Source organism: Pantoea sp. UYEF8, assembly GCF_040546285.1.
In the GTDB taxonomy this organism is placed as follows: domain Bacteria; phylum Pseudomonadota; class Gammaproteobacteria; order Enterobacterales; family Enterobacteriaceae; genus Pantoea; species Pantoea brenneri.
Map to the genome: position 1 here is coordinate 235,642 of NZ_JBEPNM010000001.1, position 23,274 is coordinate 258,915.

Genomic DNA, 23,274 nt, shown 5'->3' on the forward strand with positions numbered 1-23,274 from the left:
TTTACTCCGTGGCGAACGGTCGATCCGGCGTCAGTCAGCGCACCCGAATCCCTTCAATAATCATGCGCTGCACGTTGCTGACCGTCTGATCAAAAAAATCGGGATCGTTAAGCGTCTGACCGGTGACCGCCTCGACCTGACTGGCAAAATCGGCATAGTGCTGGGTGGTGGCCCACAGCATGAAGATCAGATGTTGCGGCTGGACACCTGCCAGCCGGCCTTCATCAATCCAGCGCTCAATAATCGCCGCTTTGTCATCCACCAGCTGTTTCAGATCGCCCGCCAGTTCACCTTTAAGCAGTGGTGCGCCCTGCAACATCTCCAGGCAAAACAGCCGCGAGGCCTGTGGGTGATCGCGTGATACTTCCAGCTTAAGGCGGATGTAGCGGCGAATCGCCACCAGCGGATCCTGATCGTGCGCCAGCGCCCGCAGCGGAGCCAGCCAGACATCCAGTATCTGTTTCAGCACCGCCACATACAGCGCTTCTTTAGAGGGGAAATAGTAGAGCAGATTGGTTTTAGAGACGTCAGCCCGTTCTGCCACCTTATCGAGGCTGGTGCCATGAATGCCAAACTGTGAGAAGAACGCCAATGCCGCCTCCAGAATGGCAGCACGTTTCGCGGCGACGGCACGCGAACGACGCGTTGGCTTTTTTTCATCGGTTTTCACACGTTTACCTCATCCCTCTTGTGTCAGCGCATCATAGCAAAGTGCTTCCGCCCTGCCCAATCCACCGCCTGCACCTTTTTCGCTCAGCCTGCATGGAAAATGTGCAGCGAATTTTGACCAAACGGTCCGAAATGGACCATCTGCTCTGGTTACCTCTTTTGGGTTAAGTTTAACCTGTTGTTATTTATTGCATTAAAAAAAGTGGCACACAGTTTGCAGAATTGTGACTGAGCGCAGCCCCTCAGGGATGAAGCAGGAAGCAGTGCCGCGCGTGAAATGTCCTCCCCCGACTGCATAGAGGTTTCACATGAAGATAGGCGTCTTTATTCCGATTGGTAACAATGGCTGGCTGATTTCATCCCATGCACCGCAATACAAGCCGACCTTTGAACTGAACAAAGCGATCGTGCTGAAAGCGGAGCATTACCATTTCGACTTTGCGCTGTCGATGATCAAACTGCGCGGCTTCGGCGGTAAGACCGAATTCTGGGATCACAACCTCGAGTCCTTCACCCTGATGGCGGGCCTGGCAGCCGTGACCTCTCGCATTGAGATCTACGCGACGGCGGCCACGCTGACGCTGCCCCCGGCTATTGTGGCGCGCATGGCCGCCACCATCGATTCGATTTCCAATGGCCGATTTGGCGTCAACCTGGTGACCGGCTGGCAGAAGCCCGAATATGAGCAGATGGGATTATGGCCGGGCGATGAGTACTTCGGCAGCCGTTATGCCTATCTGACCGAATACGTTACCGTGCTGCGCGATCTGTGGGGCACCGGCAAGTCTGACTTCAAGGGCGATTTTTTCACCATGAATGACTGCCGGGTCAGCCCGCAACCGCAGCGGCCGATGAAGGTAATCTGCGCCGGTCAGAGTGATGCCGGTATGGCATTTTCCGCCCAGCACGCCGATTACAACTTCTGCTTTGGTAAAGGCGTGAATACCCCTACCGCATTCAGCGCGACCTCCACGCGGATGAAGCAGGCCGCGGAAAAAGCCGGACGCGATGTCGGCTCCTATGTGCTGTTTATGATTATCGCGGCTGCGACCGATGAAGAAGCCCGCGCCCGATGGGAACACTACAAAGCCGGTGCCGATGAAGAGGCACTCTCCTGGCTGACCACCCAAAGCCAGCAGGACACCAAATCAGGCAGCGACACCAACGTGCGCCAGATGGCCGATCCCACCTCGGCGGTCAACATCAATATGGGGACGCTGGTCGGCTCTTATGCCAGCGTGGCGCGGATGCTGGATGAGGTGGCGCAGGTGGACGGCACCCATGGCGTGCTGCTGACGTTTGATGATTTCCTGCAGGGCATCGAAGACTTTGGTCAACATATTCAACCGCTGATGCAGTGCCGCAGTGCCCTGCTGGAAGCCCAACAGGAGGTGGCCTGATGAGTACGGTTTATTGCGCCCATACCCCAGACGTGCCGCAGATTGAGCTGCCGGCGCGTCCCGAACCGATCGCCTTTCCACCCAGCCAGAGCGCGCTGATTGTGGTGGATATGCAAAATGCTTACGCCACCGAAGGCGGCTATCTGGATCTGGCCGGGTTTGATGTCTCTGCCACCCAGCCGGTGATCGCCAGCATCGCACAGGCGGTGACCGCTGCCCGGGCAGCAGGCATCCAGATTATCTGGTTTCAGAACGGCTGGGATGCGGATTACGTCGAAGCTGGCGATGCCGGTTCACCCAATTTTCACAAATCGAATGCGCTGAAAACCATGCGCAAACGCCCGGAACTGCACGGCACGCTGCTGTCGAAAGGCAGCTGGGATTATGCGCTGGTGGATCAGCTGGTGCCGCAGCCGGGCGACATTGTGTTGCCGAAACCACGCTACAGCGGCTTCTTTAATACGCCGCTCGACAGCATGTTACGCAGCCGCGGTATCCGTCATCTGATCTTCACCGGCATTGCGACTAACGTCTGCGTCGAATCGACACTGCGTGACGGTTTCTTCCTTGAGTATTTCGGCGTGGTGCTGGAAGACGCGACTTATCAGGCCGGACCTGCTTTTGCGCAGCAGGCGGCCCTGTTTAATATCGAAACGTTTTTTGGCTGGGTGTCGGATGTTGCCACCTTCTGCGAGAGCCTGAAACCTGCCGATTCCCGCTGAGCGATTCAAAAAGGAGAAGTTGTTATGCCAAAAAGCGTGATTATTCCGCCGGGAACCACCACCCCCATAGCCCCTTTCGTGCCCGGCACGCTGGCCGACGGCGTGGTGTACGTTTCGGGTACGTTACCGTTCGATGCTGATAATAACGTGGTGCACGTTGGCGACGCTGCGGCACAAACCCGCCATGTACTGGAAACCATCAAGAAGGTGATTGAAACCGCCGGCGGCAATATGGCGGACGTGACGTTCAACTCGATATTCATTACCGACTGGGCCAATTACGCGGCGGTGAATCAGGTCTATGCCGATTATTTTCCCGGTGATAAACCGGCCCGCTTCTGTATTCAGTGCGGGCTGGTCAAACCCGATGCGCTGATTGAAATCGCCAGCGTGGCTCACATCGGCAAACAGGAGGTCTGATGCAGCTGGATATCCTTGGCCTGCAGTCGCCGGATGCCCCGACGCTGGTGCTCTCTTCCGGTCTGGGTGGCGTGGCGGGCTTCTGGCAGCCGCAGCTGGCTGCCCTGACCGCCCGTTACCGGGTGGTGCTCTACGATCAGCGCGGTACCGGCCGCAGCGCCGATACCCTGCCGGAAGGTTACAGCATGGCGATGATGGCGGCAGAGCTGGCCGCCGCGCTGGCGCAGCAGGGAATCCTGCGTTTCAGCCTGATCGGTCATGCGCTCGGCGGGCTGGTGGGTTTGCAACTGGCGCTGGATTATCCGGAGCGGGTTGAACGGATAGTGGTGATCAATGGCTGGCTGACGCTGCATCCCCACACGCGCCGCTGCTTTCAGGTGCGCCAGGATCTGTTGCTTAACGTCGGCGTTGAAGCCTTTGTGCGTGCCCAGCCGCTGTTTCTCTATCCGGCTGAATGGATGGCGCAGCATCAGACCCGGCTGGAACAGGAAGACAGTCATCACATTGTCCATTTCCAGGGAATGGAGAACCTGATGCGGCGTCTGCACGCCCTGATGAGCGCTGATTTCAGCACGCGTGCCGCCGCTATTCCCCAGCCGGTGCTGGTGATCTGCAGTCAGGACGATCTGCTGGTGCCCTGGAGCTGTTCCGCACAGCTGGCGGCGGCGCTGCCGAACGCCTCGGAGCAGGTAATGGCATGGGGTGGCCACGCGATGAGCGTAACCGATGCCGATCACTTTAATGCCCTGCTGGTGCAGTGGCTGGATGATACCGATGACGTGCAGCCACTGGCACGCGTCGCCGGGTAACCCTTTTTGTGGAGAACGCGATGAATCCGAATCATCTTGCGCCTGTGGTAGAGAAAACTGAGTTTCGTAACGCCATGTCGCGGCTGGGTGCCGCCGTCAATATCATCACCACCGAAGGCCCGGCCGGTCGTGCTGGCTTTACTGCCTCTGCGGTCTGCAGCGTTACCGATTCGCCACCTACCCTGCTGGTCTGCCTCAATCGTTCCGCCTCGGTCTGGCCGGTGTTCTGTGAAAACCGTCAGCTGTGCGTCAATACCCTGGCGGCAGGCCACGAAACCTTATCCAACCTGTTCGGCGGCAAGACGCCGATGGCCGAACGCTTTATTGCTGCCGAATGGTCAACAGCGATTACCGGTTCGCCGGTGCTGAGCGGCGCAGTCGCCTCGTTTGACTGTCGTATCAGCCAGATTGTCAGCGTCGGCACCCACGACATTCTGTTCTGTGAGGTGCTGGCGCTGGTGCGTAACGACGATACCCACGGTCTGACATGGTTTGACCGCGGTTATCATCCGCTTATGCGGCAGGAAGCCTGTTAATCCGCCAGCCTTCCGCAGGCCTGGCCCCGGCATTCATCACTTTCTGGAGTATACGATGGCACGTTCCTGGTTCCCGCAATGGCAAAAGAAGTCGGCACTGAGTGAAAACGGCATTATTGCCCCGGATGAAACGCTGCCGATGGGGCAAACGCTGATTCTTGGTTTGCAACATGCAGTCGCGATGTTTGGCGCAACGGTACTGATGCCGTTGCTGATGGGCCTGGACCCTAACCTGGCGATTCTGGTGTCGGGGATTGGCACCCTGCTGTTCTTTTTGATTACCGGCGGTCGGGTGCCCAGTTACCTTGGCTCCAGCGCCGCGTTTGTCGGGGTGGTGATCGCCGTGACCGGTTTCAGCGGTCAGGGACTGAACCCTAATCTCAGCGTGGCGCTGGGTGGCGTAATCGCCTGTGGCCTGGTTTATACCCTGATTGGGCTGGTGGTGATGAAAGCCGGTACCCGCTGGATTGAAAACCTGATGCCGCCAGTGGTGACGGGCGCGGTGGTGATGGCCATCGGGCTGAATCTGGCCCCGATTGCGGTGCATGGTGTATCCGGATCCTCGTTTGACAGCTGGGTGGCGGTAATGACGGTGCTCTGTATTGGCGTGGTGGCGGTATTTACGCACGGCATGATACAGCGCCTGCTGATCCTGATTGGGCTGATCGTGGCGTGGGCGCTCTATGCTCTGCTGACCAACGGGCTGGGACTGGGCAAGCCGGTCGACTTTACGCTGCTGGCGCAGGCACCGTGGTTTGGCCTGCCGCACACCACCGCGCCAGCTTTTGATCTACAGGCGATGGTGATGATCGCGCCGGTAGCGATCATTCTGGTGGCGGAGAATCTTGGTCACCTGAAAGCGGTGGCGGGAATGACCGGACGTAACCTTGACCCGTATATGGGGCGGGCATTTGTCGGCGACGGTCTGGCAACAATGCTCTCCGGCTCGATCGGCGGCAGCGGCGTAACCACCTATGCAGAAAATATCGGGGTGATGGCGGTGACTAAAGTCTACTCAACGCTGGCGTTTGTCGCCGCGGCGATCATTGCCATTCTGGCCGGTTTCTCGCCGAAGTTTGGCGCGCTAATCCACACCATTCCGGCGCCGGTAATTGGCGGAGCATCGATTGTGGTGTTTGGGCTGATTGCGGTGGCAGGGGCTCGCATCTGGGTTCAAAATCACGTTGATTTCAGCCAGAACAGCAACCTGATTATGGTCGCCACCACGCTGGTGCTGGGTGCCGGTGACTTTGCGCTGAAGATAGGTTCATTTACCCTCGGCGGTATCGGCACCGCCACCTTCGGCGCCATTATCCTTAATGCGATTCTGCGCCGACGCGGCGTGACCCTACCGGATAAGCCACTGGCGCGACAGGAGGGCTAACTATTCCTGCGATTCCTGCGGTGTGGTCGCTGGCTGCACCGCTTTATTCCGTTTCAGCCGCAGCTCACTGACAATCACGCCGCAGACAATCAGCGCCCCGCCCAGCAACGCCAGGGCTGGCAAACGCTCACCCGCTATCCGCCCGACCACACCCGCCCAGACCGGTTCACCGGCATAAATCACCGTCGCCCGGGTCGGTGAAACGCTGCGCTGCGCCCAGTTCATCGTGACCTGAATTAAGGCGCTGGCTGCGCCAAGTCCCAGCGCGCTGAGCAGTAGCGGCGTCGAAAGCACCGGAACCGTTTCACCATTGGGGATCATCAACGCAAAAGCGCACAGTGATGCCACCGCCAGCTGTATCAGAGTAACCCGGCGGACATCAACCTGACCGGCATAGCGGCTGATTAAGATGATCTCGGCCGCGATCGCCAGGGTACTGAGAAGGGTCGCCAGTTCACCGGCGTTCAGGCTGATGCGGCCATCCTGCGGCCCGGCTACCAGCAACAGGCCGGTAAATGCCAGCACGATACCGATCCACGACATCAGCCCCGGCGGACGGCGTAAAAACAGCCATTGCAGCAGCGGTACCACCGGCACATAGAGCGCGGTGAGAAACGCCGACTGGCTGCTGGAGATGGTCTGCATTCCCCAGGTTTGTAAGCCGTAACCTCCGGCAATCGACAGGCCAATCAGGGTGCCGGCTTTAATTTCCAGCCAGCTGATAGCGGCCAGATAACGGCGGAAAAACAGTGCCAGCAGCAGCGCCGCCGTAGCAAAGCGCAGCCCGACGAAGAAAAAGGGACCGGAGTGTTGCATCGCACGGTGCACCACCAGAAAGGTGCCGCCCCAGACCATGGTGATAAACAGTAATACCAGCTCCTGGCGCGTAAGGCGCAGGGATAAACCGCGGAGTGCGTCCGACATAATTCACCTGATGATGGATTCGGGCTTATTGTGCGGAGTGAACAGAGGAAAAGCAACGGCGTTGACCGCCGGTGTTTACCGGCGGAACAGAGGTTTATTCATCATCGGTTTTTTTACTGCTGCTGCGCCCCCCTTTTTCGCCAGCACGGGCAGCGCGTTGCGGATCGTTTTTGAAATTCCCGCCGCTGTTTTTACCGCCTTTCCGCCCCGCTTCTGCAGCACGTTCACGGTTTTCGGCGAAATTTCCTGAACCTCCACGATGTGATGCCATGGTCTACTCCTGTCGCGTAACGCGATAAATGAGGAAAGAAAGCAACCTGTGGCTGACGGCAATAGCACCGCTTTCAGCCATGCTTAAAGAATAGCCAATTTCTGTTTTTGCTCCTGCGACAGTCACATTTAGCAACAGACTATTCACCCTCAGTTTGATTAAACAACGCACATTCTGTCGCCTTACAACCGATTGCCTGGCGGTTTATTACCCGACTGCCGAACGCCTGACCCGCGCTTCGCCCACGTGAAACGAAAGCTCTTCTATACTTTTCAGGACGTCAAACCGACCCGGAGAGATCAATGGCTAAGATTCTGGTGCTCTACTACTCAATGTATGGACATATCGAAACGATGGCGAACGCGGTTGCAGAAGGCGCTCGTCGGGTGCCTGGTGCGGAAGTGGATATCCTGCGGGTGCCAGAAACCATGGATGCCGAGCGCTTTGCGCAGGTGGGCGGTAAAACCAATCAGGCGGCTGCAGAAGCAACCCCTGAGGTGTTGACGCAGTATGACGCCATTATCGTCGGCACCCCGACCCGCTTCGGCAATATGTCAGGTCAGATGCGCACCTTCTGGGATCGCACCGGTGGACTGTGGGCATCGGGGGCGCTGCATGGCAAGGTCGGCAGCGTTTTCACCTCAACCGGCACCGGCGGCGGCCAGGAGCTGACGATTACCTCGGTCTGGACCACCCTGGCGCATCACGGCATGGTGATTGTCCCGATCGGCTACGGCACGCAGGAGTTGTTTGATATTTCCCGGACTCGCGGCGGTACGCCTTATGGTGCATCTACCCTGGCGGGCGGGGATGGTTCACGTCAGCCCACGGAAGAGGAACTGAACATCGCCCGCTATCAGGGTGAGCACGTTGCCGGGCTGACCGTAAAACTGAAGGAATGATTTCATCGAAGGAGAACATTATGGCTACTGAACAAGCAAAAGCACATCACGTTGGCGAATGGGCCAGTCTGCGTCATACCTCGCCTGAAATCGCCGAGGCCATTTTCGAAGTGGCAAATTACGATGAGCGGCTTGCAGAAGAGATCTGGCGCCAGCAAGGCAGTGACGACGTGCTGATTCGCGCCTTTGAAAAAACCGATAAAGATGTCCTGACCTGGGATGACAAAACAGTAGAACGAAAAAACGTGTAATTCAGGGGCGGGAATTTCCCGCCTCGACTTTTTAACTGACCAAGGAGCACGCTATGTCTTCCTATCAAAGCATTAATCCCGCGAACAACCAGGTGCTGAAAAGCTGGCCCTCCCATGATGAGGCGGCCGTCAGCCATGCTCTGGAGGTCGCCGATCGCCTTTACCACTCAGACTGGAGCAAAGGCGATATTCAGCCGCGTCTGCAGGTGTTGCACAAACTGGCTGATCTGATTGATAGCCGTGCGGAAGAGCTGGCCACCATCGCCAGTAAAGAGATGGGCAAGCTGATTGGTCAAAGCCGCGGCGAAGTAAAAATTTGTTCGCAGATTGCGCGCTACTATGCTGAAAACGCCGAACGTATTCTGAAACCGCAGCCCTACCCTAGTGAACTGGGCGAAGCCTGGGTTGAGTATCATCCGATTGGTGTGCTGGTGGCGGTTGAGCCGTGGAACTTCCCTTATTACCAGTTGATGCGGGTGCTGGCACCTAACCTGGCGCTGGGTAATCCGGTGCTGGCGAAACATGCCAATATCGTCCCGCACTGTGCGGACGTGTTTGAAAAGCTGGTCCGCGAAGCCGGTGCGCCTGAAGGTGCCTGGACTAACCTGTTTATCTCGACCGATCAGGTCGCGGATTTGATTGCCGACGAGCGGGTTCAGGGCGTGGCGCTGACCGGTTCGGAACGGGCAGGCAGCGCAGTCGCAGAGCAGGCCGGTAAGCATCTGAAAAAGTCGACTCTCGAACTGGGCGGCAACGATGTTTTTGTCGTGCTGGATGATGCCGATCTCGATGAAGCGGTGCGTCAGGGCGTGCAGGCTCGCCTGAGCAACTGTGGTCAGGTTTGTACCGCTGCCAAGCGCTTTATCCTGCATGAAAAAATTGCCGATCGCTTTATCAGTCAGTTTAGCGCGGCGCTGAGTTCCGTCACGCTGGGCGATCCGTTGGATGAGAAAACCACGCTGGGCCCGCTTTCGTCCAGTGATGCGCGTGACCGTCTGGTGAAACAGGTGGACGAAGCCGTGGCGCATGGCGCGCAGCTGGTCACCGGCGGCAAAGCGGTCGCGGGCGTGGGCTGTTACTATCAGCCTACCCTGCTCACCGGTATTACGCCGGATAACCCGGCCTATTATCAGGAGTTCTTCGGCCCGGTTGCGCAGGTCTACGTGGTTGGTGACGATCAGGCTGCTATCGCGCTGGCCAACGATTCACACTACGGTTTAGGCGGCTCGGTCTGGACCCGCGATATCGCCCGTGGTCGCAAGCTGGCGTCAGCGATTGAAACCGGCATGGTGTTCATCAACTCGCAAAGTGATACCTCGGCAGAGCTGCCGTTTGGTGGGGTTAAACGTTCCGGCTATGGCCGTGAGCTGTCAGACCTCGGCATTAAAGAATTTGCCAATCAGAAGCTGGTGGTGGTCGCCGGCTAACCGGACGTCAGCCATAAAAAAACCCCGTTTCGACGGGGTTTTTTATTTTACCGCGGCAGGAAAACTTACTGCGCTGCCGTTGCCACTGATTTCGCGTCGTTGCTTTGCGCGGCGGTTGGGGCCTGGCTGGCTGTCGCATTGTCGGCTTTAGCTTTTTCAGCCGCGGCTTTTTCAGCGTCTGCTTTCTCTGCTTTGGCATTCTCGGCCGCTGCTTTATCGGCTGCTGCTTTATCGGCTGCTGCTTTGGCTTTTTCGGCTGCCGCTTTGTCAGCCGCTGCCTTATCTGCTTTGGCTTTTTCAGCGGCTGCTTTGTCCGCTTCAGCTTTCTCTGCTTTGGCTTTATCTGCGTCAGCTTTCTCTGCCTTCGCTTTTTCAGCGGCTGCTTTGTCCGCTTCAGCCTTCTCTGCTTTGGCTTTATCGGCGTCAGCTTTGTCGGCCTTCGCGTTGTCAGCCGGCTTATCGGTTGCGCTGTTAGCCGCTGCAGCAGCCGGTGCCGCATCGCTGTCAGGCTGAGCCGCTGCCGGTTTTGGTGCGGCCGCAGGTTGCATTGGGGTCCCCTGCAGCGCGCTATTTAACGCCTGCGAGAACTGATCCCAGCTGCAATAGCCATTCGCATCTGTCTGACAACCGGTCAGTTGCAGAGTAACGCGCTTCGGCGGATTTTTCAGGCTCAGTACATCGGCATCACGCAACTGATCGGCGGTCTGGTAAACGTACTCGACCTTCAGCAGATCTTTATCATTTTTGGCATCGTGCCAGCGCTCAAATACCACCTGACCGCCAATCGGCGTTTTTTCATAGGTATCAGGCAGCTCATACGGCTTCACCTGCAACGCACTCAGTAAGGAGGCGATGTTGGAGTCGTGGCCAACCATCAGGGTCACTTTTGGCGCATTGGCCTTGTCCTGATCGACTAACTGGCTACGGATGTAATCCACCAGCGGGGCCGCCACTTCCCGGGCAATCGTCGGGCTGGTGAACAGCGTATCCTGATAACCATTTTTAATCGCAGACAGCTCTTTCCACTGCTCAGGCGTTTTGATCTGGCCCCAGGCAACCTGATCCAGCGGGAAACCTTCATAATATTGCAGCGTAAAGGCATCCATCAGCGAGTTACCCACTTTTAACGGGCCACTGACGTTTGGTTCTTTGCCATTTTCCGCGCTGAAGCTGTTCTGGCCGCTGCTCAGATCACACTGCTTTTTGTTGTTACACGCCGGAGAGGATTTGTAGTCAACGATCTTTTCCAGTCGCTGGAAAGCGGGCTTCAGCGCCAGCTTTTCATTAGCGGCAGCCATGTCAGCCAGCGCTTGCTTGTTGAACGCTTCGCTGCCATCGGTGATGACCGGATTGAAGATAGGATCCATGGTTCCCATCGCGTCCTGATGGGTGACGGCAACATCACAACCCGGGAAGGCACCATTCACAAAGAACTGGGCGGTGGCGACGGTACGCTGCAGGCTATTGGCGTAAACGAAGACGTTATTGCTATCAGGGCAGCTGCCATTCTGCACCAGACCCTGTTGCGCCAGCCACTGACGGGTGTAGTTACCCATGTAGATTTCCAGCACGCCGCCTTTGGTGGTCAGTTGTCCACCGGGCACATCCCATTGCGGCCAGCTTTTTTTAGTCGACTGCTCCAGCACGCTGCCATTATCCGCCAGCGGCGCACGCAAATTATGTCGACTTAACATCAGCACCTGTTGCAGTTGCATATCGCCATCAGCGGCGAAGGCTACCGTTCCGACAGGTAATGCTGCCAGCACTGATAATGCGCAAAGACTCAGTTTCTTGATCATTGTGCCTATTCCATTCATTCAGTAGAGAAACACTCTGGCTATCAACCGATTAGCTCGCCTCAGAGCGAAGTGCTAAACAGTGTAACCCAGCTCATCCAGGAAAATCGCCAGATGTTTACAAAAACAGTGAGTGGACTATAGCAGAGATGCGCCGGGCAGATGAACGCTGCCGCCCTCATCAGAAAGCTAAACGGGAGAATTTCGGAAATGCGGAAGACGGATCGCAGAAACAGAACAGGCCAGCACATTGTGCTGGCCTGTTCTGTAAAATGTGGCGGAGGAGGAGAGATTCGAACTCTCGGATGGTTTCCCATCGGCGGTTTTCAAGACCGCTGCCTTAAGCCGCTCGGCCACCCCTCCGTTTTGTAACATTACTGCATAAGCAAAATCATCATCAGACATTTTGCCGCTTTATCGCCTGAGCAGATAAAGTGGCGGAGGAGGAGAGATTCGAACTCTCGGATGGTTTCCCATCGGCGGTTTTCAAGACCGCTGCCTTAAGCCGCTCGGCCACCCCTCCGCAATGACGCGCACTATAAACATCCCGTTTAGCGATGTAAAGCATCGATCAATTCATTCGCCTGAAAAACAGTCAAATTGCTGTTATTCGATGTCAAAATCGCCACTCTGCTCAAAGAATTAGCGGAATAACGCGTAAAGAAGGGTAAAACGCCTTTTCCCTCATTATTGCACTGCGTATTCTCAGCGCATATTTAGTGTTCTGCTAAAAGGAGCGCAACATGGAAAGAATTGTTACTTCATCGCAGTCGTCACTGCTGACGACCCATAAGGTCCTGCGTAATACTTATTTTCTGCTCGGCCTGACGCTCGCCTTCTCGGCGGTAACCGCTACGGCCAGTACACTGCTGGCCCTGCCTGCACCAGGACTGATCCTGATGCTGGTCGGCTTCTACGGTCTGATGTTTCTGACGTACCGTCTGGCCAATAGCCCGATGGGTATTCTGGCCGCTTTCGCCTTTACCGGCTTTCTTGGCTATTGCCTTGGTCCTATCCTCAGTTCGTTCCTGACTGCCGGCATGGGCGATGTGATTGCGCTGGCGCTGGGCGGTACTGCGCTGGTGTTCTTCTGCTGTTCGGCATATGTGCTGACCACCCGCCGCGATATGTCGTTCCTCGGCGGAATGATGATGGCCGGCTTTGTCGTGCTGCTGGTGGCGGTTATCGCTAACCTGTTCCTGCAACTGCCGGCGCTGCATCTGGCTATCAGCGCACTGTTTATTCTGTTCTCAGCCGGTGCGATTTTATGGGAAACCAGCAATATCATTCACGGCGGCGAAACGAACTATATCCGTGCAACGGTCAGCCTCTATGTCTCGCTGTATAACATCTTTATCAGCCTGCTGAGCATCCTCGGCTTCTCGCGCAGTAACTAACCGGTCACTGCCCGCGAAATCTGCTCAACCCCGCTTCGGCGGGGTTTTTGCTTTTTCCGGTGAGCGAATTTGGTAAAATACGCCGTAATTAATCAAGAGGACCGAACGTGAATTTCAACGGTAACGAAATCGCCGTCGATGCCGAAGGCTATCTGAAGCATCGTGACGACTGGAGTGAGGCACTGGCCAGCCAAATCGCCGACCAGGAAGGTATTGTGATGACCGAAGCACACTGGGAAGTGGTGAATTTTGTGCGGGCGTTTTACCTCGAATACAACACCTCGCCAGCGGTGCGGATGCTGGTTAAAGCAATGGCACAGAAATATGGCGAAGAGAAAGGCAACAGCCGCTATCTGTTTCGGCTGTTTCCTGAAGGGCCGGCCAAACAGGCGACCAAAATCGCTGGTCTGCCCAAACCGGCCAAATGCCTGTAACCCGGACTTTTAGTCAGCCGGTGGTAAAACCGCGCGGTGGCTGAGCGGGCTGATGTGGTTCTACCAGCACCTGGTCAACCCGGGCGCTGCGCGGCCCGCCCGCTTTTAGCCAGCTGATTAACGCATCAACCTGTTCAGACTCACCGCAGGCCAGCACTTCAACGCTGCCATCGTCCAGATTACGCGCATAGCCCTGCACGCCGAGCGTTTTTGCCTCGGCCTGAGTGCTGTAACGAAAACCGACGCCCTGTACGCGACCGTGAACCCACGCTTTGACACAGGCTACTGACATTTTTCACTCCTGCTGCTGTTCGTTGCAATTTCCCGTTATCCACCGGACAATGGCGCCTCATTTTTTCAGGTAAGCATAGCAAACTATGACAGTCAGATTGATTCTCGCGAAGGGACGTGAAAAGTCCCTGCTCCGTCGCCACCCCTGGGTCTTTTCGGGTGCGGTTGCCCGTATGGAAGGCAAAGCGCAACTGGGCGAAACCATTGATGTTTGTGACAGTAACGGTAAATGGCTGGCCCGTGCCGCCTGGTCACCTCAGTCGCAGATCCGTGCCCGCGTCTGGAGCTGGCAAGCTGATGAATCCATCGACATCGCCTTCTTTGTCCGCCGTTTTGAACAGGCGCAACAGTGGCGCGAATGGCTGGCTGCCCGAGATGGTCTGGATAGCTACCGGCTGGTTGCCGGTGAATCAGACGGTTTACCCGGCGTCACCATCGACCGCTTCGGCAACTTTTTAGTGATGCAGCTGTTATCTGCCGGGGCGGAATATCAGCGTCCGGCGATTATCTCGGCCTTGCAGCACTGCTTCCCGGGCTGCGCCATCTATGACCGCTCTGATGTTGCGGTGCGTAAAAAAGAGGGACTGGAACTGGCGCAGGGCACCGTCACCGGTGAGATCCCGCCGCCGCTGCTGCCGATTACCGAACATGGTATGAAGCTGCTGGTGGATATTCAGGGCGGCCATAAAACCGGCTATTACCTCGATCAGCGCGACAGCCGTCTGGCGACGCGCCGCTACGCCAAAGATGCCCGGGTGCTGAACTGCTTTTCCTATACCGGTGGATTTGCCGTCTCTGCCCTGATGGGCGGCTGTAAAGAAGTGATCAGCGTTGATACCTCACAGGATGCGCTGGATGTAGCGCGTCAGAACGTTGAACTCAACCAACTGGACGTGTCACGCGCCCGTTTCGAACGGGATGATGTTTTCAAACTGCTGCGTCGTTACCGTGACGCGGGCGAAAAGTTTGATCTGATCATCATGGATCCGCCGAAATTCGTTGAGAATAAAAGCCAGTTGATGGGCGCCTGTCGTGGCTATAAAGATATTAATATGCTGGCTATCCAGTTGCTCAACCCAGGCGGCATTTTGCTGACCTTCTCCTGCTCCGGCCTGATGGCGACCGATCTGTTCCAGAAGATCATTGCCGACGCGGCGCTGGATGCCGGACATGAGGTGCAGTTCATTGAGCAATTCCGTCAGGCGGCTGACCATCCAGTCATTGCCAGCTATCCGGAAGGTCTCTACCTGAAAGGTTTCGCCTGCCGGGTAATGTGACTTGAAAAAGTGGCTCCTGACCCCATATTGGATCAGGAGTACTTTTTTCGGAGGTCACTATGATTGCCAGTAAATTTGGTATTGGTCAGCAGGTTCGTCATCGTTTGTCCGGTGTGCTGGGCGTTATCGTCGATGTCGATCCGGAATACTCGTTAGATGAGCCTAAAATTGAAGACGTTGGCGCAGAAGAGAAGTTGCGCAGCGCGCCCTGGTATCATGTAGTGATGGAAGATGAGGAAGGCGATCAGGTGCATACCTACGTTGCTGAGATTCAGCTTGCCGGTGAAACCAGCGTTGAGCATCCGGAACAGCCGTCAATGGATGAACTGGCTGCGTCAGTCCGCCAGCAATTGCAGGCCCCCCATCTGCGACATTAATCTGTGGCGGCACGGTTTGCCGCCACGTCTGCTCTGTTAACGCGTGATTCCCAGACGCGGAATCTCAATCTTCGGGCAGCGATCCATAATCACCGTCATGCCCGCATCCTGTGCCAGCACCGCCGCCTGTTCATTAATCACCCCCAACTGAAGCCATAGCGTATCCGCGCCCGCCGCGATCGCTTCCTGCGCGACGCCCCATGCGGCTTCAGAATTGCGAAACACATCCACCATATCGATTTTCCCGGGCACCTCAGCCAGGGTGGCATAAGCCTGCTGTCCCAGCAGCGTTTTACCCGCCAGTTTCGGGCTGACCGGGATCACCTCGTAACCCTGATCGAGTAAATACTTCATCACCCCATAACTCGGGCGCTCCGGGCGGTCGCTTGCGCCCACTAAAGCGATTCGCCGGGTGCGTGTCAGCACATCACGAATTGTCTGATCGTTCATTGTTATCTCCTTTCTGGCCTGCGTTGAGTGTAGATTGGCCTGGTGGTTCACGGCTAAGCCGGCAGCGAAATTAATTGAACCGGCGCACGAATAAATATGTTCAAATGTAAATTAACTGCCATAATGTAAGAATTTGCTACACACCTTCCCTTGCGCCCACTGCTACTGGAGTTGAAATGAAGCTGTCGCTGGCTGTCACGGGGTTGTTAACACTCCTCGTCTCGGCGTCTTGTTCTGCCATCACCTTAAAGCTCGATCCGCAGATTGACCTGTTAGTGCTGGATGGCCGAAAAATTTCAGGCTCGCTCCTCAAAGGCGCTGACAGCTTAGAGCTGGATCGCGGTCAGCATCAGTTTCTGTTTCGGGTTGAAAAGCAGCGCAACGATCGGCCGGATATGGTTCAGCGCTACCAGTCGGTACCGATGATCGTTACGTTTACCGCCGCCGCCAAAACCATCACCATTAAGCTGCCGCCACTGGAGACGAAACGCGAGCGTTACCATTTCGATCGCAGCCTCAATTTCCAGCTGGTGGATGAGCACGGCAAAGAGATTGTCAGTATGCGTGACCATCTGCCGGCCAGCGCCACCGCGGATATGGAAAAGGCGATGCTCAACTATAATCGCACCGGTCAGGTCGCCTCCGTGCCGCAGTTTGCCCGGCAGGTAAAGAGTTCCGCCCCCTCCGCCCGGTTAACTGCCGATCTTGCCTGGACCACCCAGGCGGAATTGCCCTCGCTACACCGCTGGTTTCAGCGCTTCGATGAAGCAACCCGCCAGCAGTTTATGACGCTGGTCAAAATGTTGCGTACGAGTTGATAGAGAGGAAAGGCCAGGGGTAAACTCATGCCACCGATTCTTCCGCATGAGACTTATCAGGAAGCCTTTATGGAACAAACCGTTCGTACCCTTGGCATAAAAAAACATATCGCACTGGTCGCCCATGACCATTGCAAAGCCGCGTTACTCGACTGGGTTAAACAAAACCAGGCCGCTCTCGAACCGCATACCCTTTACGCCACCGGCACCACCGGCACGCTGATCAATCGCCATACCGGTTTAACCGTTAACGCCATGCTGAGTGGCCCGATGGGCGGCGATCAGCAGGTTGGCGCAATGATCTCCGAAGGCAAAATTGATGCGCTGATGTTTTTCTGGGACCCGCTGAATGCGGTGCCGCACGATCCGGATGTCAAAGCGCTGCTGCGCCTGGCGACCGTGTGGAACATTCCGGTCGCCACCAACCGCTCAACCGCCGACTTCATTATTCAGTCGCCACTGTTTGCCGGCGCGGTCGATATTATGATCCCCGATTATCAGCGCTACATGGCAGAACGCCTGAAGTAATTCAGGCTTTGCGCAGCACCGGTACACCGAGTTCGCGGAACTGTTCGACAAATACCGACGGCTGCGCTTTATCGAACATCAGCCAGACCTGCTGACGCGCCCGCGTCAGCGCCACATAGGCCAGACGTCGCTCTTCTGCATCCGGGAACGCTTCCGGCTGCGGTAACAATCCCTGTTCGATGATCGATTCGCGCGCCGCCGCAGGAAAGCCTTCTTTCCCCTGCTGTAAGCCGAGCAGAATCACGTAATCTGCCTGCTGTCCTTTACTGGCGTGAATCGTCATAAAATCCAGCTTGAGCTTTGGCCAGCGGGTCTTCGCTTTCTCCAGCAGTTCCGGTCGCAGGTAGTGGTAACGCGCCAGCAGCAGGATCCGTTCCTCCGGTTTTGCGTAGCCGCTGAGCTTGTTCAGCAGCCCTTCAAGCTGATCCTGCGCCAGCAGCGAAATCGACTTTTTATTCCCCCTGGTCACGCTATTAAGCGGTTTGCGTAACTGCTGTGGATTTTGCTGCACAAAGCGATTGGCGATCTCTCCAATGCGATCGTTGAAGCGATAGGTGGTGTCCAGCACACAGCGATCGCCTTCACCAAAATAGTGATGAAAGGCGGTGGTCAGCGACATTTCTGCCCCGCTGAAACGGTAGATCGCCTGCCAGTCATCTCCCACCGCAAACAGCGAGGTACGCTTATTCTGCTGGCGTAATGCGGTCAGCAGCGCTGCGCGTTGCGGGGAAATATCCTGGAATTCATCGACCAGAATATGTTTCCACGGGCTGATGAAACGGCCCTTTTCCAGTATTGCAATCGCCTGGTGAATCAGGCCGGAAAAATCGACTGCGCCCTCCTCTTTCAGCGCACTCTTCCAGGCTTTCAGCAGCGGAGCCATTAGCCGGATGCGTTTGCTGAACAGGTCGCGCGTTTCCTCCGGCACTTCAGCAATCATCGCCGCCCGGGCGCCGCCGTGCATCCGCATCAGGCTCAGCCAGCGCTCCAGTCGCGTTGCCAGCCGGTTAGCCAGCCGGTCATCCTGCCAGAACGCGCCGTCCGGCAACTCCCACTCCAGCTCATCACGCAGCCATTGCCGCCAGCCGTTGGCCTGCGCTTTCTTCTCACTGCACTGCTGACGCCAGTGCTGAATCAGTAAGGCGCGGCGAGCTTCGGTATCGCTCTCCAGTTTACTGATCGCCGGCTGCTTATTACTGCCTTCGCGAATAATGTGCAGCGCCAGCGAATGAAAGGTACGCGCCTGAATCTCGCTGGCACCCAGTCGGGACTGGATCCGATCGTTCATCTCCTCCGCAGCCTGTCGGCCAAAGGCCAGCAGCAGGATTTGATCGGCGCTGGCCAGCCTGCGCTGCATCAGCCAGCCTGCCCGCGCCACCAGCACCGAGGTCTTACCGCTACCGGCACCCGCCAGCACCAGCAACGAAGCCTCACCGTTCACCACGGCTTCACTCTGGGCGGTATTCAGCGGCGTCGTTTCTACGCTGGCAAAGAAATCGTGGTAACGCGTCAGCATGGCGGCGGTCCAGTCACGGTTACGCTGACGCAGTGCCGTCTCGCCCTGCTCCAGCCAGCGCTGGCAAAATTCCAGGTCATCACGACAGGTGGCAAACTCATTGAGGCGGGTCAGCGGCAAGGGTAAGGCATCGAACTGTTTCACGATCTGCGCTTTTAAATCCTGCAGCTCACTGCGATTGAGCCAGCGATCCTGGGTGCTAAACGCCTCAATCGCGCTACGCAGCGCTTGCAGAACCTCACTGCACACCTCGCTCATCTCCAGGCTCCACTGCTGCCAGGATTGCAGCAGATAGTGATGAAAACGCTGCGTTTCCTGCCATTCCGTCCCGTGCAGCCGGACCACTTTTTCGTCAGCCAGTAAAAATTCCAGTTCACCCCACACCAGCCCGCGCTTGCAGGTGATATCCAGCAGCTGGTTAAAAGGGATCAGGTACTCATGCTTATCGCCGCTGACTTCCACGCCAGCCGCCATCAGACGGACCCGATTGTAAGGATGCTGGGCAAGTCGTTTGCCCATGGAGGTTGCTTTCAGTTCCACGCCGACACCAACGACAGAGAATAGGATTAGGGGGAGTTTACCTGTCAGACCCTTGGCGCTCCAGCCTTAAAACAGGCTAAACTTGGCGTCACATCTTGCGGAATGCAAAAGGAAAAAAATGTCATGCGCACCGTCTTAAACGTTCTTAATTTCGTTCTGGGTGGCTTTTTCACCACCCTGAGCTGGCTGTTTGCCACCTTAATCAGCATTGTGCTGATTTTTACCCTGCCGCTGACCCGCTCCTGCTGGGAAATTACCAAACTGTCGCTGTTGCCATTTGGCAATGAAGCGGTGCATGTCGACGTGCTGCGCCCGGAAAACCGGAGTCACATCATGAACACCGGCGGAACCTTCCTGAATATCTTCTGGCTGATCTTCTTTGGCTGGTGGCTCTGCCTGTCGCACATTTCGGTCGGCATTGTGCAGTGCATCAGCATCATCGGCATTCCGGTCGGTATCGCTAACTTCAAAATTGCCGCGATTGCGCTGTGGCCGGTAGGACGCCGCGTCGTATCGGTGGAAGAGGCGCGTGCCGCGCGCGAAGCCAATGCCCGTCGCTATTAGTATGATGTCGAAAAGCCTGCCCGGCTGGCGGCAGTATCTGTTTAACAGTACCTGGCGCTACCTGCTGCGCATTCTGTTTGCACTGAGCGGGTGTGCCGCCATTCCCTGGTGGCTGCACCAGATTGAGTGGACCATCCCGCTGACGCTGGGCGTGGTGGCCGCGGCGCTGGCGGATCTTGATGATCGGCTAGCCGGGCGGCTAAAGAATCTGCTGATCACCCTGCTCTGCTTCTGTATCGCTTCGGTGTCGGTTGAACTGCTGTTTCCCTACCCGCTGGCGTTTATTGCCGGACTGGCGATCTCCACCTGGGGCTTCATTCTGCTGGGGGCGCTCGGTCAGCGCTACGCCACCATTGCCTTTGGTGCCTTGCTGATTGCGGTCTATACCATGCTCGGCATCGGGTTGTTCAGCCAGTGGTATATGCAGCCGATTCTGTTGCTGGTGGGCGCGCTCTGGTACAACCTGCTGACCCTGCTCGGTCACCTGATGTTTCCGGTTCGGCCGGTTCAGGAACAACTGGCGGGCAGTTTTTCCCAGCTGGCGCGTTATCTGGATGCCAAAGCCAATCTGTTCGATCCGGATGCTGGCGAACAGGATGATGCGACCTTTATTGATGCCGCGATGGTCAACAGCCAGCTCGTCGCCCAGCTCAATCTGACCAAGACCACTCTGCAGAGCCGGTTGCGTGGCGATCGCGGTTCACGTGGTACCCGGCGCAGTCTGCATTACTACTTTGTGGCGCAGGATATCCATGAACGTGCCAGCTCCTCTCATCTGCAATATCACCTGCTGCGTGGTGACTGGCGCTATAACGAGATCCTGTTCCGCTTCCAGCGCTTACTCAATATGCAGGCCCAGGCCTGTCGGCAGCTGGCGCACTCTATTTTAATGAGTGAACGCTGGGTGCACGACAGCCGGTTTGAGCGGGCATTTGAACGGCTGCAAAAAGCCATAGAACGCCTTGAGCAGCGTGAGCCAGAGGCCACCCATACCCGTGCGCTTTACTGGCTGCTGCGCAACCTGCAGGCGATTGACGCCCAGCTGGCCTCTATCGAATCGGAGCAGACGCTGGCAGGCGACGATCCGCAGCACAGCGACAATCTGCTGTCACGCGAAGGTCTGAGCGGCTGGAGCGATATCAGGCTGCGCTTCAGTCGCCACCTTACCCCCGCTTCGGCGTTGTTCCGCCACGCGGTGCGGATGTCGGTGGTGCTGTGTATCGGTTACGGCTTCATTCAGATCACCGGGCTGGAGCGAGGCTACTGGATACTGTTGACCAGTCTGTTTGTCTGCCAGCCCAACTACAATGCGACACAGCGGCGGCTGGCGCTGCGTATTGGCGGGACGCTGGCCGGGATCGCTATTGGTCTGCCGGTGCTCTGGCTGGTGCCCTCGGTCGAAGGGCAACTGATTCTAATCGTGATCAGCGGGGTGCTGTTTTTCGCCTTCCGACAGGTGCAGTATGCGCAGGCCACGCTGTTTATCACGCTGCTGGTGCTGCTCTGTTTTAACCTGCTCGGCGAAGGATTTGAGGTGGCTTTACCGCGGGTGGTCGATACGCTTTTGGGCTGCGGTCTGGCCTGGCTGGCCGTCGCCTTTATCTGGCCAGACTGGCGCTTCCGTCAGCTACCGGCGGTAGCAGAACGCACCTTACAGGCCAACTGCCGCTATCTGGATGCGATTATGGAGCAATACCATCAGGGCAAAGATAACCGCCTGGCTTATCGCATCGCCCGGCGGGATGCGCATAATGCCGATGCCGAACTGGCGTCGGTGGTCTCCAACATGAGCAGTGAAAGCCGTACCAGCCAGACAATGCGTGATTCCGCTTTTCAGTTGCTGTGCTCAAATCACTCTTTCCTGAGCTACATCTCTGCACTGGGTGCGCATCGCGATAAAATTAGCGAACCGGAACTGCTCAAACTGCTGGATGATACGGTCTGTTATGTTGAGGATGTGCTGCAAACGGATGTCGTCAGCGATCAACAGGCTGAGACGATGCGTCATCAACTGGCTCAGCGGATCAGCCAGCTGGCCGCCGATGCGGATACACGCGCGCCACTGGTATTGCAGCAACTCGGCTTGCTGGTGGCGCTGATGCCTGAAGTCGCTCGCCTGCGCCGCACGCTTAACGCCGATTAGTTTACGCCGCCTTTGGGATTCAGCGTCATCAGTACGGTGCGCTGAAACCAGGCATTGAGTTCCGCCCTGACCGCCTGTGGCAGGGCGGCATAGTGATGGCCCGATATCGCCCCCTCCAGCGCCAGCAGCGTCTGTAGCCCGACATGCTGGTTTACCGCTTTCAGCTTCAGCCAGCATTGCTTAGCGCCGATCTCATACAGATGCTGCACGTTCAGAATACCCGCCTCATGTAACATCATCTCCATACGCACACTGAGATTAGGCAGATCTTTTAAGCGCAGTGATAACTGCTTACGCTGCTGCTCTTCCCTTGCGGTCTCCAGTGACGCCGCAGATAACGTCAGCAGATGCGCTGGCGCATGCCATAAAGCGTCATCAACCCGATAGTAGTTAAGGCTGACCAGTACGCCACGCTTACGAAAGATTAATGGCTCGAGTGGACTCTGTGCGATGTATTCACGCAGTGGCTCGCTGGCGCGCAGATAGAGTGCGTCATTATTTACCAAAGCAAAAACTACCCGTTCGACAGCCAGCGCATAGCCACCAAACTGGGTTCGCGACTCGATCGAGCCCAGCGGGGCCAGCTGCGCTCTGGAACGTTCAATGATCGGATTTAACTTTTTCATCACTTCACCTCCGTGTTATAGAAATATCTGAAATTATGTTTGGTTTCAGATAATTAGAAGATAGGAAAAAGCCTTATCCGGTTCAATGAATTAATAGCGGTTCCGCTAACCTTGTGACGTTTTTGCGAGGCGTTATCAGAAATTTGGGTTGATCTTTATGCGTAACGCCAGTACTGTATATTCATACAGTCCACTGCTGAGTGATTAACTTATGCGAACACAACATCCGAACAATGCACGCTATGCTCATCATTACGCGTCCTCTTCCGTATCCGCTTCTCAGCATGGCTGGATTACAGAGTTACGCTATAGTGAGCAGCCCGGAATGATGCAGATGTTACTGTTGCCGCTGTTGCAGCAGCTGAGTCAGCAGTCGCGCTGGCAACTGTGGTTAACCCCTGCGCATAAGCTGAGCCGTGCCTGGTTACAGCAGTCCGGCTTGCCGCTGGATAAGAGCATGCATATTGCCGATTCTGAGCGTATGAACGCAGTTGAGGCGATGATAAAAGCGCTGCGTACCGGAAATTACAGTGTCGTTCTGGCATGGATTCCGTACGAACTGGATGAAGATGAACGACGTCAACTGGAAAATGCAGCGGCCGAAGGCGATGCCCTGGGATTGATTTTGCGATCGAGTGGAACACCCGAAGCGCCTCTGGGACCACAAAATGCGCTAAAAATTCAGTCGGATTTGTTTCATTAAGTAAAAGTCGGAACTTTCTCAAGCTATATTTCTTATCTGTCGTCGCTAAACCACTGATTCTGTTAGTTCGAGCGTTGACAATGGTTTAGCAGGTTTTTT

General features: G+C 56.4%; 26 protein-coding genes and 2 tRNA genes. 18 read left to right on the forward strand and 10 right to left on the reverse strand.

What is annotated here, in order from left to right; all coding sequences use genetic code 11:
• Nucleotides 1-34: 34 nt before the first annotated feature.
• Nucleotides 35-670 carry an HTH-type transcriptional regulator RutR gene (rutR, locus tag ABIB18_RS01230; protein WP_069728137.1) on the reverse strand — a complete coding sequence of 212 codons (636 nt, stop codon included), beginning with the start codon at nt 668-670 and terminating at the stop codon, nt 35-37.
• A gap of 307 nt (nt 671-977) precedes the next feature.
• Here rutR and rutA point away from each other — a divergent pair, with 307 nt between their 5' ends.
• Genes rutA through rutG form a run of 6 tightly spaced genes read left to right on the forward strand, consistent with a single transcriptional unit; the run spans nt 978 to nt 5,940 of the window.
• Nucleotides 978-2,069, forward strand: coding sequence for a pyrimidine utilization protein A (gene rutA / locus ABIB18_RS01235; protein ID WP_089561072.1), 1,092 nt, complete (start codon nt 978-980; stop codon nt 2,067-2,069).
• Nucleotides 2,069-2,791: a pyrimidine utilization protein B gene (gene rutB / locus ABIB18_RS01240; RefSeq protein WP_031376095.1), complete on the forward strand. Its 723-nt coding sequence runs from the start codon at nt 2,069-2,071 to the stop codon at nt 2,789-2,791. The genes rutA and rutB overlap by 1 nt, the downstream gene beginning before the upstream one ends.
• Before the next feature lie 24 nt (nt 2,792-2,815).
• Nucleotides 2,816-3,211, forward strand: a complete 396-nt coding sequence (gene rutC / locus ABIB18_RS01245) for a pyrimidine utilization protein C (RefSeq protein WP_069728134.1) — start codon at nt 2,816-2,818, stop codon at nt 3,209-3,211.
• Entirely contained in the window at nt 3,211-4,020 is an 810-nt protein-coding gene (rutD, locus tag ABIB18_RS01250) for a pyrimidine utilization protein D (protein ID WP_354473525.1), read from the forward strand. Before rutC ends, rutD begins: the two co-directional genes overlap by 1 nt.
• A gap of 20 nt (nt 4,021-4,040) precedes the next feature.
• Nucleotides 4,041-4,556, forward strand: coding sequence for an NADH-dependent FMN reductase RutF (rutF, locus tag ABIB18_RS01255; RefSeq protein ID WP_354473526.1), 516 nt, complete (start codon nt 4,041-4,043; stop codon nt 4,554-4,556).
• A gap of 55 nt (nt 4,557-4,611) precedes the next feature.
• Nucleotides 4,612-5,940: a pyrimidine utilization transport protein G gene (gene rutG, locus ABIB18_RS01260; protein WP_279809356.1), complete on the forward strand. Its 1,329-nt coding sequence runs from the start codon at nt 4,612-4,614 to the stop codon at nt 5,938-5,940.
• On the opposite strand, the gene ABIB18_RS01265 is transcribed toward rutG, so the two are convergent.
• Together ABIB18_RS01265 and ABIB18_RS01270 are read right to left on the reverse strand one after the other, a co-directional pair.
• On the reverse strand, nt 5,941-6,864 hold the full coding sequence (locus ABIB18_RS01265) for a DMT family transporter (protein ID WP_354473528.1): 924 nt from the start codon (nt 6,862-6,864) through the stop codon (nt 5,941-5,943).
• 94 nt (nt 6,865-6,958) lie between these two features.
• Nucleotides 6,959-7,135 carry a con-10 family general stress protein gene (locus ABIB18_RS01270; RefSeq protein ID WP_069728130.1) on the reverse strand — a complete coding sequence of 59 codons (177 nt, stop codon included), beginning with the start codon at nt 7,133-7,135 and terminating at the stop codon, nt 6,959-6,961.
• 302 nt (nt 7,136-7,437) lie between these two features.
• Here ABIB18_RS01270 and wrbA point away from each other — a divergent pair, with 302 nt between their 5' ends.
• From wrbA to ABIB18_RS01285, 3 genes are read left to right on the forward strand one after another with little or no spacing between them, the layout of a single operon-like run.
• Entirely contained in the window at nt 7,438-8,037 is a 600-nt protein-coding gene (gene wrbA / locus ABIB18_RS01275) for an NAD(P)H:quinone oxidoreductase (RefSeq protein ID WP_031376100.1), read from the forward strand.
• Nucleotides 8,038-8,057: 20 nt separating this feature from the next.
• Complete coding sequence (locus ABIB18_RS01280) at nt 8,058-8,288, forward strand: YccJ family protein (protein WP_031376101.1); 231 nt, start codon at nt 8,058-8,060, stop codon at nt 8,286-8,288.
• Nucleotides 8,289-8,341: 53 nt separating this feature from the next.
• Entirely contained in the window at nt 8,342-9,715 is a 1,374-nt protein-coding gene (locus ABIB18_RS01285) for an NAD-dependent succinate-semialdehyde dehydrogenase (protein ID WP_031376102.1), read from the forward strand.
• 65 nt (nt 9,716-9,780) lie between these two features.
• On the opposite strand, the gene agp is transcribed toward ABIB18_RS01285, so the two are convergent.
• The 3 genes from agp to ABIB18_RS01300 all read right to left on the reverse strand — a co-directional run bounded on the left by agp (nt 9,781) and on the right by ABIB18_RS01300 (nt 12,034).
• Nucleotides 9,781-11,514, reverse strand: a complete 1,734-nt coding sequence (gene agp, locus ABIB18_RS01290) for a bifunctional glucose-1-phosphatase/inositol phosphatase (RefSeq protein ID WP_354473529.1) — start codon at nt 11,512-11,514, stop codon at nt 9,781-9,783.
• Nucleotides 11,515-11,786: 272 nt separating this feature from the next.
• A tRNA-Ser gene (locus tag ABIB18_RS01295) sits at nt 11,787-11,874 on the reverse strand.
• A 72-nt stretch (nt 11,875-11,946) separates the two neighbouring features.
• Nucleotides 11,947-12,034, reverse strand: a tRNA-Ser gene (locus tag ABIB18_RS01300).
• Nucleotides 12,035-12,254: 220 nt separating this feature from the next.
• Here ABIB18_RS01300 and yccA point away from each other — a divergent pair.
• Both yccA and ABIB18_RS01310 read left to right on the forward strand, forming a co-directional pair.
• On the forward strand, nt 12,255-12,908 hold the full coding sequence (yccA, locus tag ABIB18_RS01305) for an FtsH protease modulator YccA (protein ID WP_031376104.1): 654 nt from the start codon (nt 12,255-12,257) through the stop codon (nt 12,906-12,908).
• Nucleotides 12,909-13,015: 107 nt separating this feature from the next.
• Nucleotides 13,016-13,342 carry a TusE/DsrC/DsvC family sulfur relay protein gene (locus ABIB18_RS01310; protein WP_031376105.1) on the forward strand — a complete coding sequence of 109 codons (327 nt, stop codon included), beginning with the start codon at nt 13,016-13,018 and terminating at the stop codon, nt 13,340-13,342.
• A 13-nt stretch (nt 13,343-13,355) separates the two neighbouring features.
• On the opposite strand, the gene yccX is transcribed toward ABIB18_RS01310, so the two are convergent.
• Nucleotides 13,356-13,634 (reverse strand): acylphosphatase, encoded by a 279-nt coding sequence (gene yccX / locus ABIB18_RS01315; RefSeq protein WP_031376106.1) that lies wholly within the window; start codon nt 13,632-13,634, stop codon nt 13,356-13,358.
• 85 nt (nt 13,635-13,719) lie between these two features.
• On the opposite strand from yccX, the gene rlmI reads away from it, so the two are divergent.
• Entirely contained in the window at nt 13,720-14,910 is a 1,191-nt protein-coding gene (gene rlmI, locus ABIB18_RS01320; RefSeq protein ID WP_046288409.1) for a 23S rRNA (cytosine(1962)-C(5))-methyltransferase RlmI, read from the forward strand.
• Between the two features lie 59 nt (nt 14,911-14,969).
• Entirely contained in the window at nt 14,970-15,287 is a 318-nt protein-coding gene (gene hspQ, locus ABIB18_RS01325; RefSeq protein WP_031376107.1) for a heat shock protein HspQ, read from the forward strand.
• Between the two features lie 36 nt (nt 15,288-15,323).
• Here hspQ and ABIB18_RS01330 read toward each other — a convergent pair whose 3' ends face one another.
• The gene (locus ABIB18_RS01330; protein ID WP_069728126.1) at nt 15,324-15,737 is read right to left on the reverse strand and encodes a CoA-binding protein; all 414 of its coding nucleotides are present in this window, start codon (nt 15,735-15,737) and stop codon (nt 15,324-15,326) included.
• 176 nt (nt 15,738-15,913) lie between these two features.
• On the opposite strand from ABIB18_RS01330, the gene ABIB18_RS01335 reads away from it, so the two are divergent.
• Nucleotides 15,914-16,555, forward strand: a complete 642-nt coding sequence (locus ABIB18_RS01335; protein WP_031376109.1) for a YccT family protein — start codon at nt 15,914-15,916, stop codon at nt 16,553-16,555.
• A gap of 69 nt (nt 16,556-16,624) precedes the next feature.
• Nucleotides 16,625-17,083, forward strand: a complete 459-nt coding sequence (gene mgsA, locus ABIB18_RS01340; RefSeq protein WP_031376110.1) for a methylglyoxal synthase — start codon at nt 16,625-16,627, stop codon at nt 17,081-17,083.
• Nucleotide 17,084: 1 nt separating this feature from the next.
• Here mgsA and helD read toward each other — a convergent pair whose 3' ends face one another.
• The gene (gene helD, locus ABIB18_RS01345) at nt 17,085-19,139 is read right to left on the reverse strand and encodes a DNA helicase IV (RefSeq protein WP_089561076.1); all 2,055 of its coding nucleotides are present in this window, start codon (nt 19,137-19,139) and stop codon (nt 17,085-17,087) included.
• Between the two features lie 123 nt (nt 19,140-19,262).
• On the opposite strand from helD, the gene ABIB18_RS01350 reads away from it, so the two are divergent.
• Nucleotides 19,263-19,703 (forward strand): YccF domain-containing protein, encoded by a 441-nt coding sequence (locus ABIB18_RS01350; RefSeq protein WP_031376112.1) that lies wholly within the window; start codon nt 19,263-19,265, stop codon nt 19,701-19,703.
• A complete protein-coding gene (yccS, locus tag ABIB18_RS01355) occupies nt 19,687-21,846 on the forward strand; it encodes a YccS family putative transporter (protein WP_354473531.1) in 2,160 nt (719 codons plus the stop codon). The genes ABIB18_RS01350 and yccS overlap by 17 nt, the downstream gene beginning before the upstream one ends.
• Here yccS and ABIB18_RS01360 read toward each other — a convergent pair.
• Nucleotides 21,843-22,472 carry a TfoX/Sxy family DNA transformation protein gene (locus ABIB18_RS01360; RefSeq protein WP_159223710.1) on the reverse strand — a complete coding sequence of 210 codons (630 nt, stop codon included), beginning with the start codon at nt 22,470-22,472 and terminating at the stop codon, nt 21,843-21,845. The genes yccS and ABIB18_RS01360 overlap by 4 nt on opposite strands.
• Nucleotides 22,473-22,683: 211 nt before the next feature.
• On the opposite strand from ABIB18_RS01360, the gene sulA reads away from it, so the two are divergent.
• Nucleotides 22,684-23,175, forward strand: a complete 492-nt coding sequence (gene sulA / locus ABIB18_RS01365) for an SOS-induced cell division inhibitor SulA (RefSeq protein WP_354473532.1) — start codon at nt 22,684-22,686, stop codon at nt 23,173-23,175.
• Nucleotides 23,176-23,274: the final 99 nt, after the last annotated feature.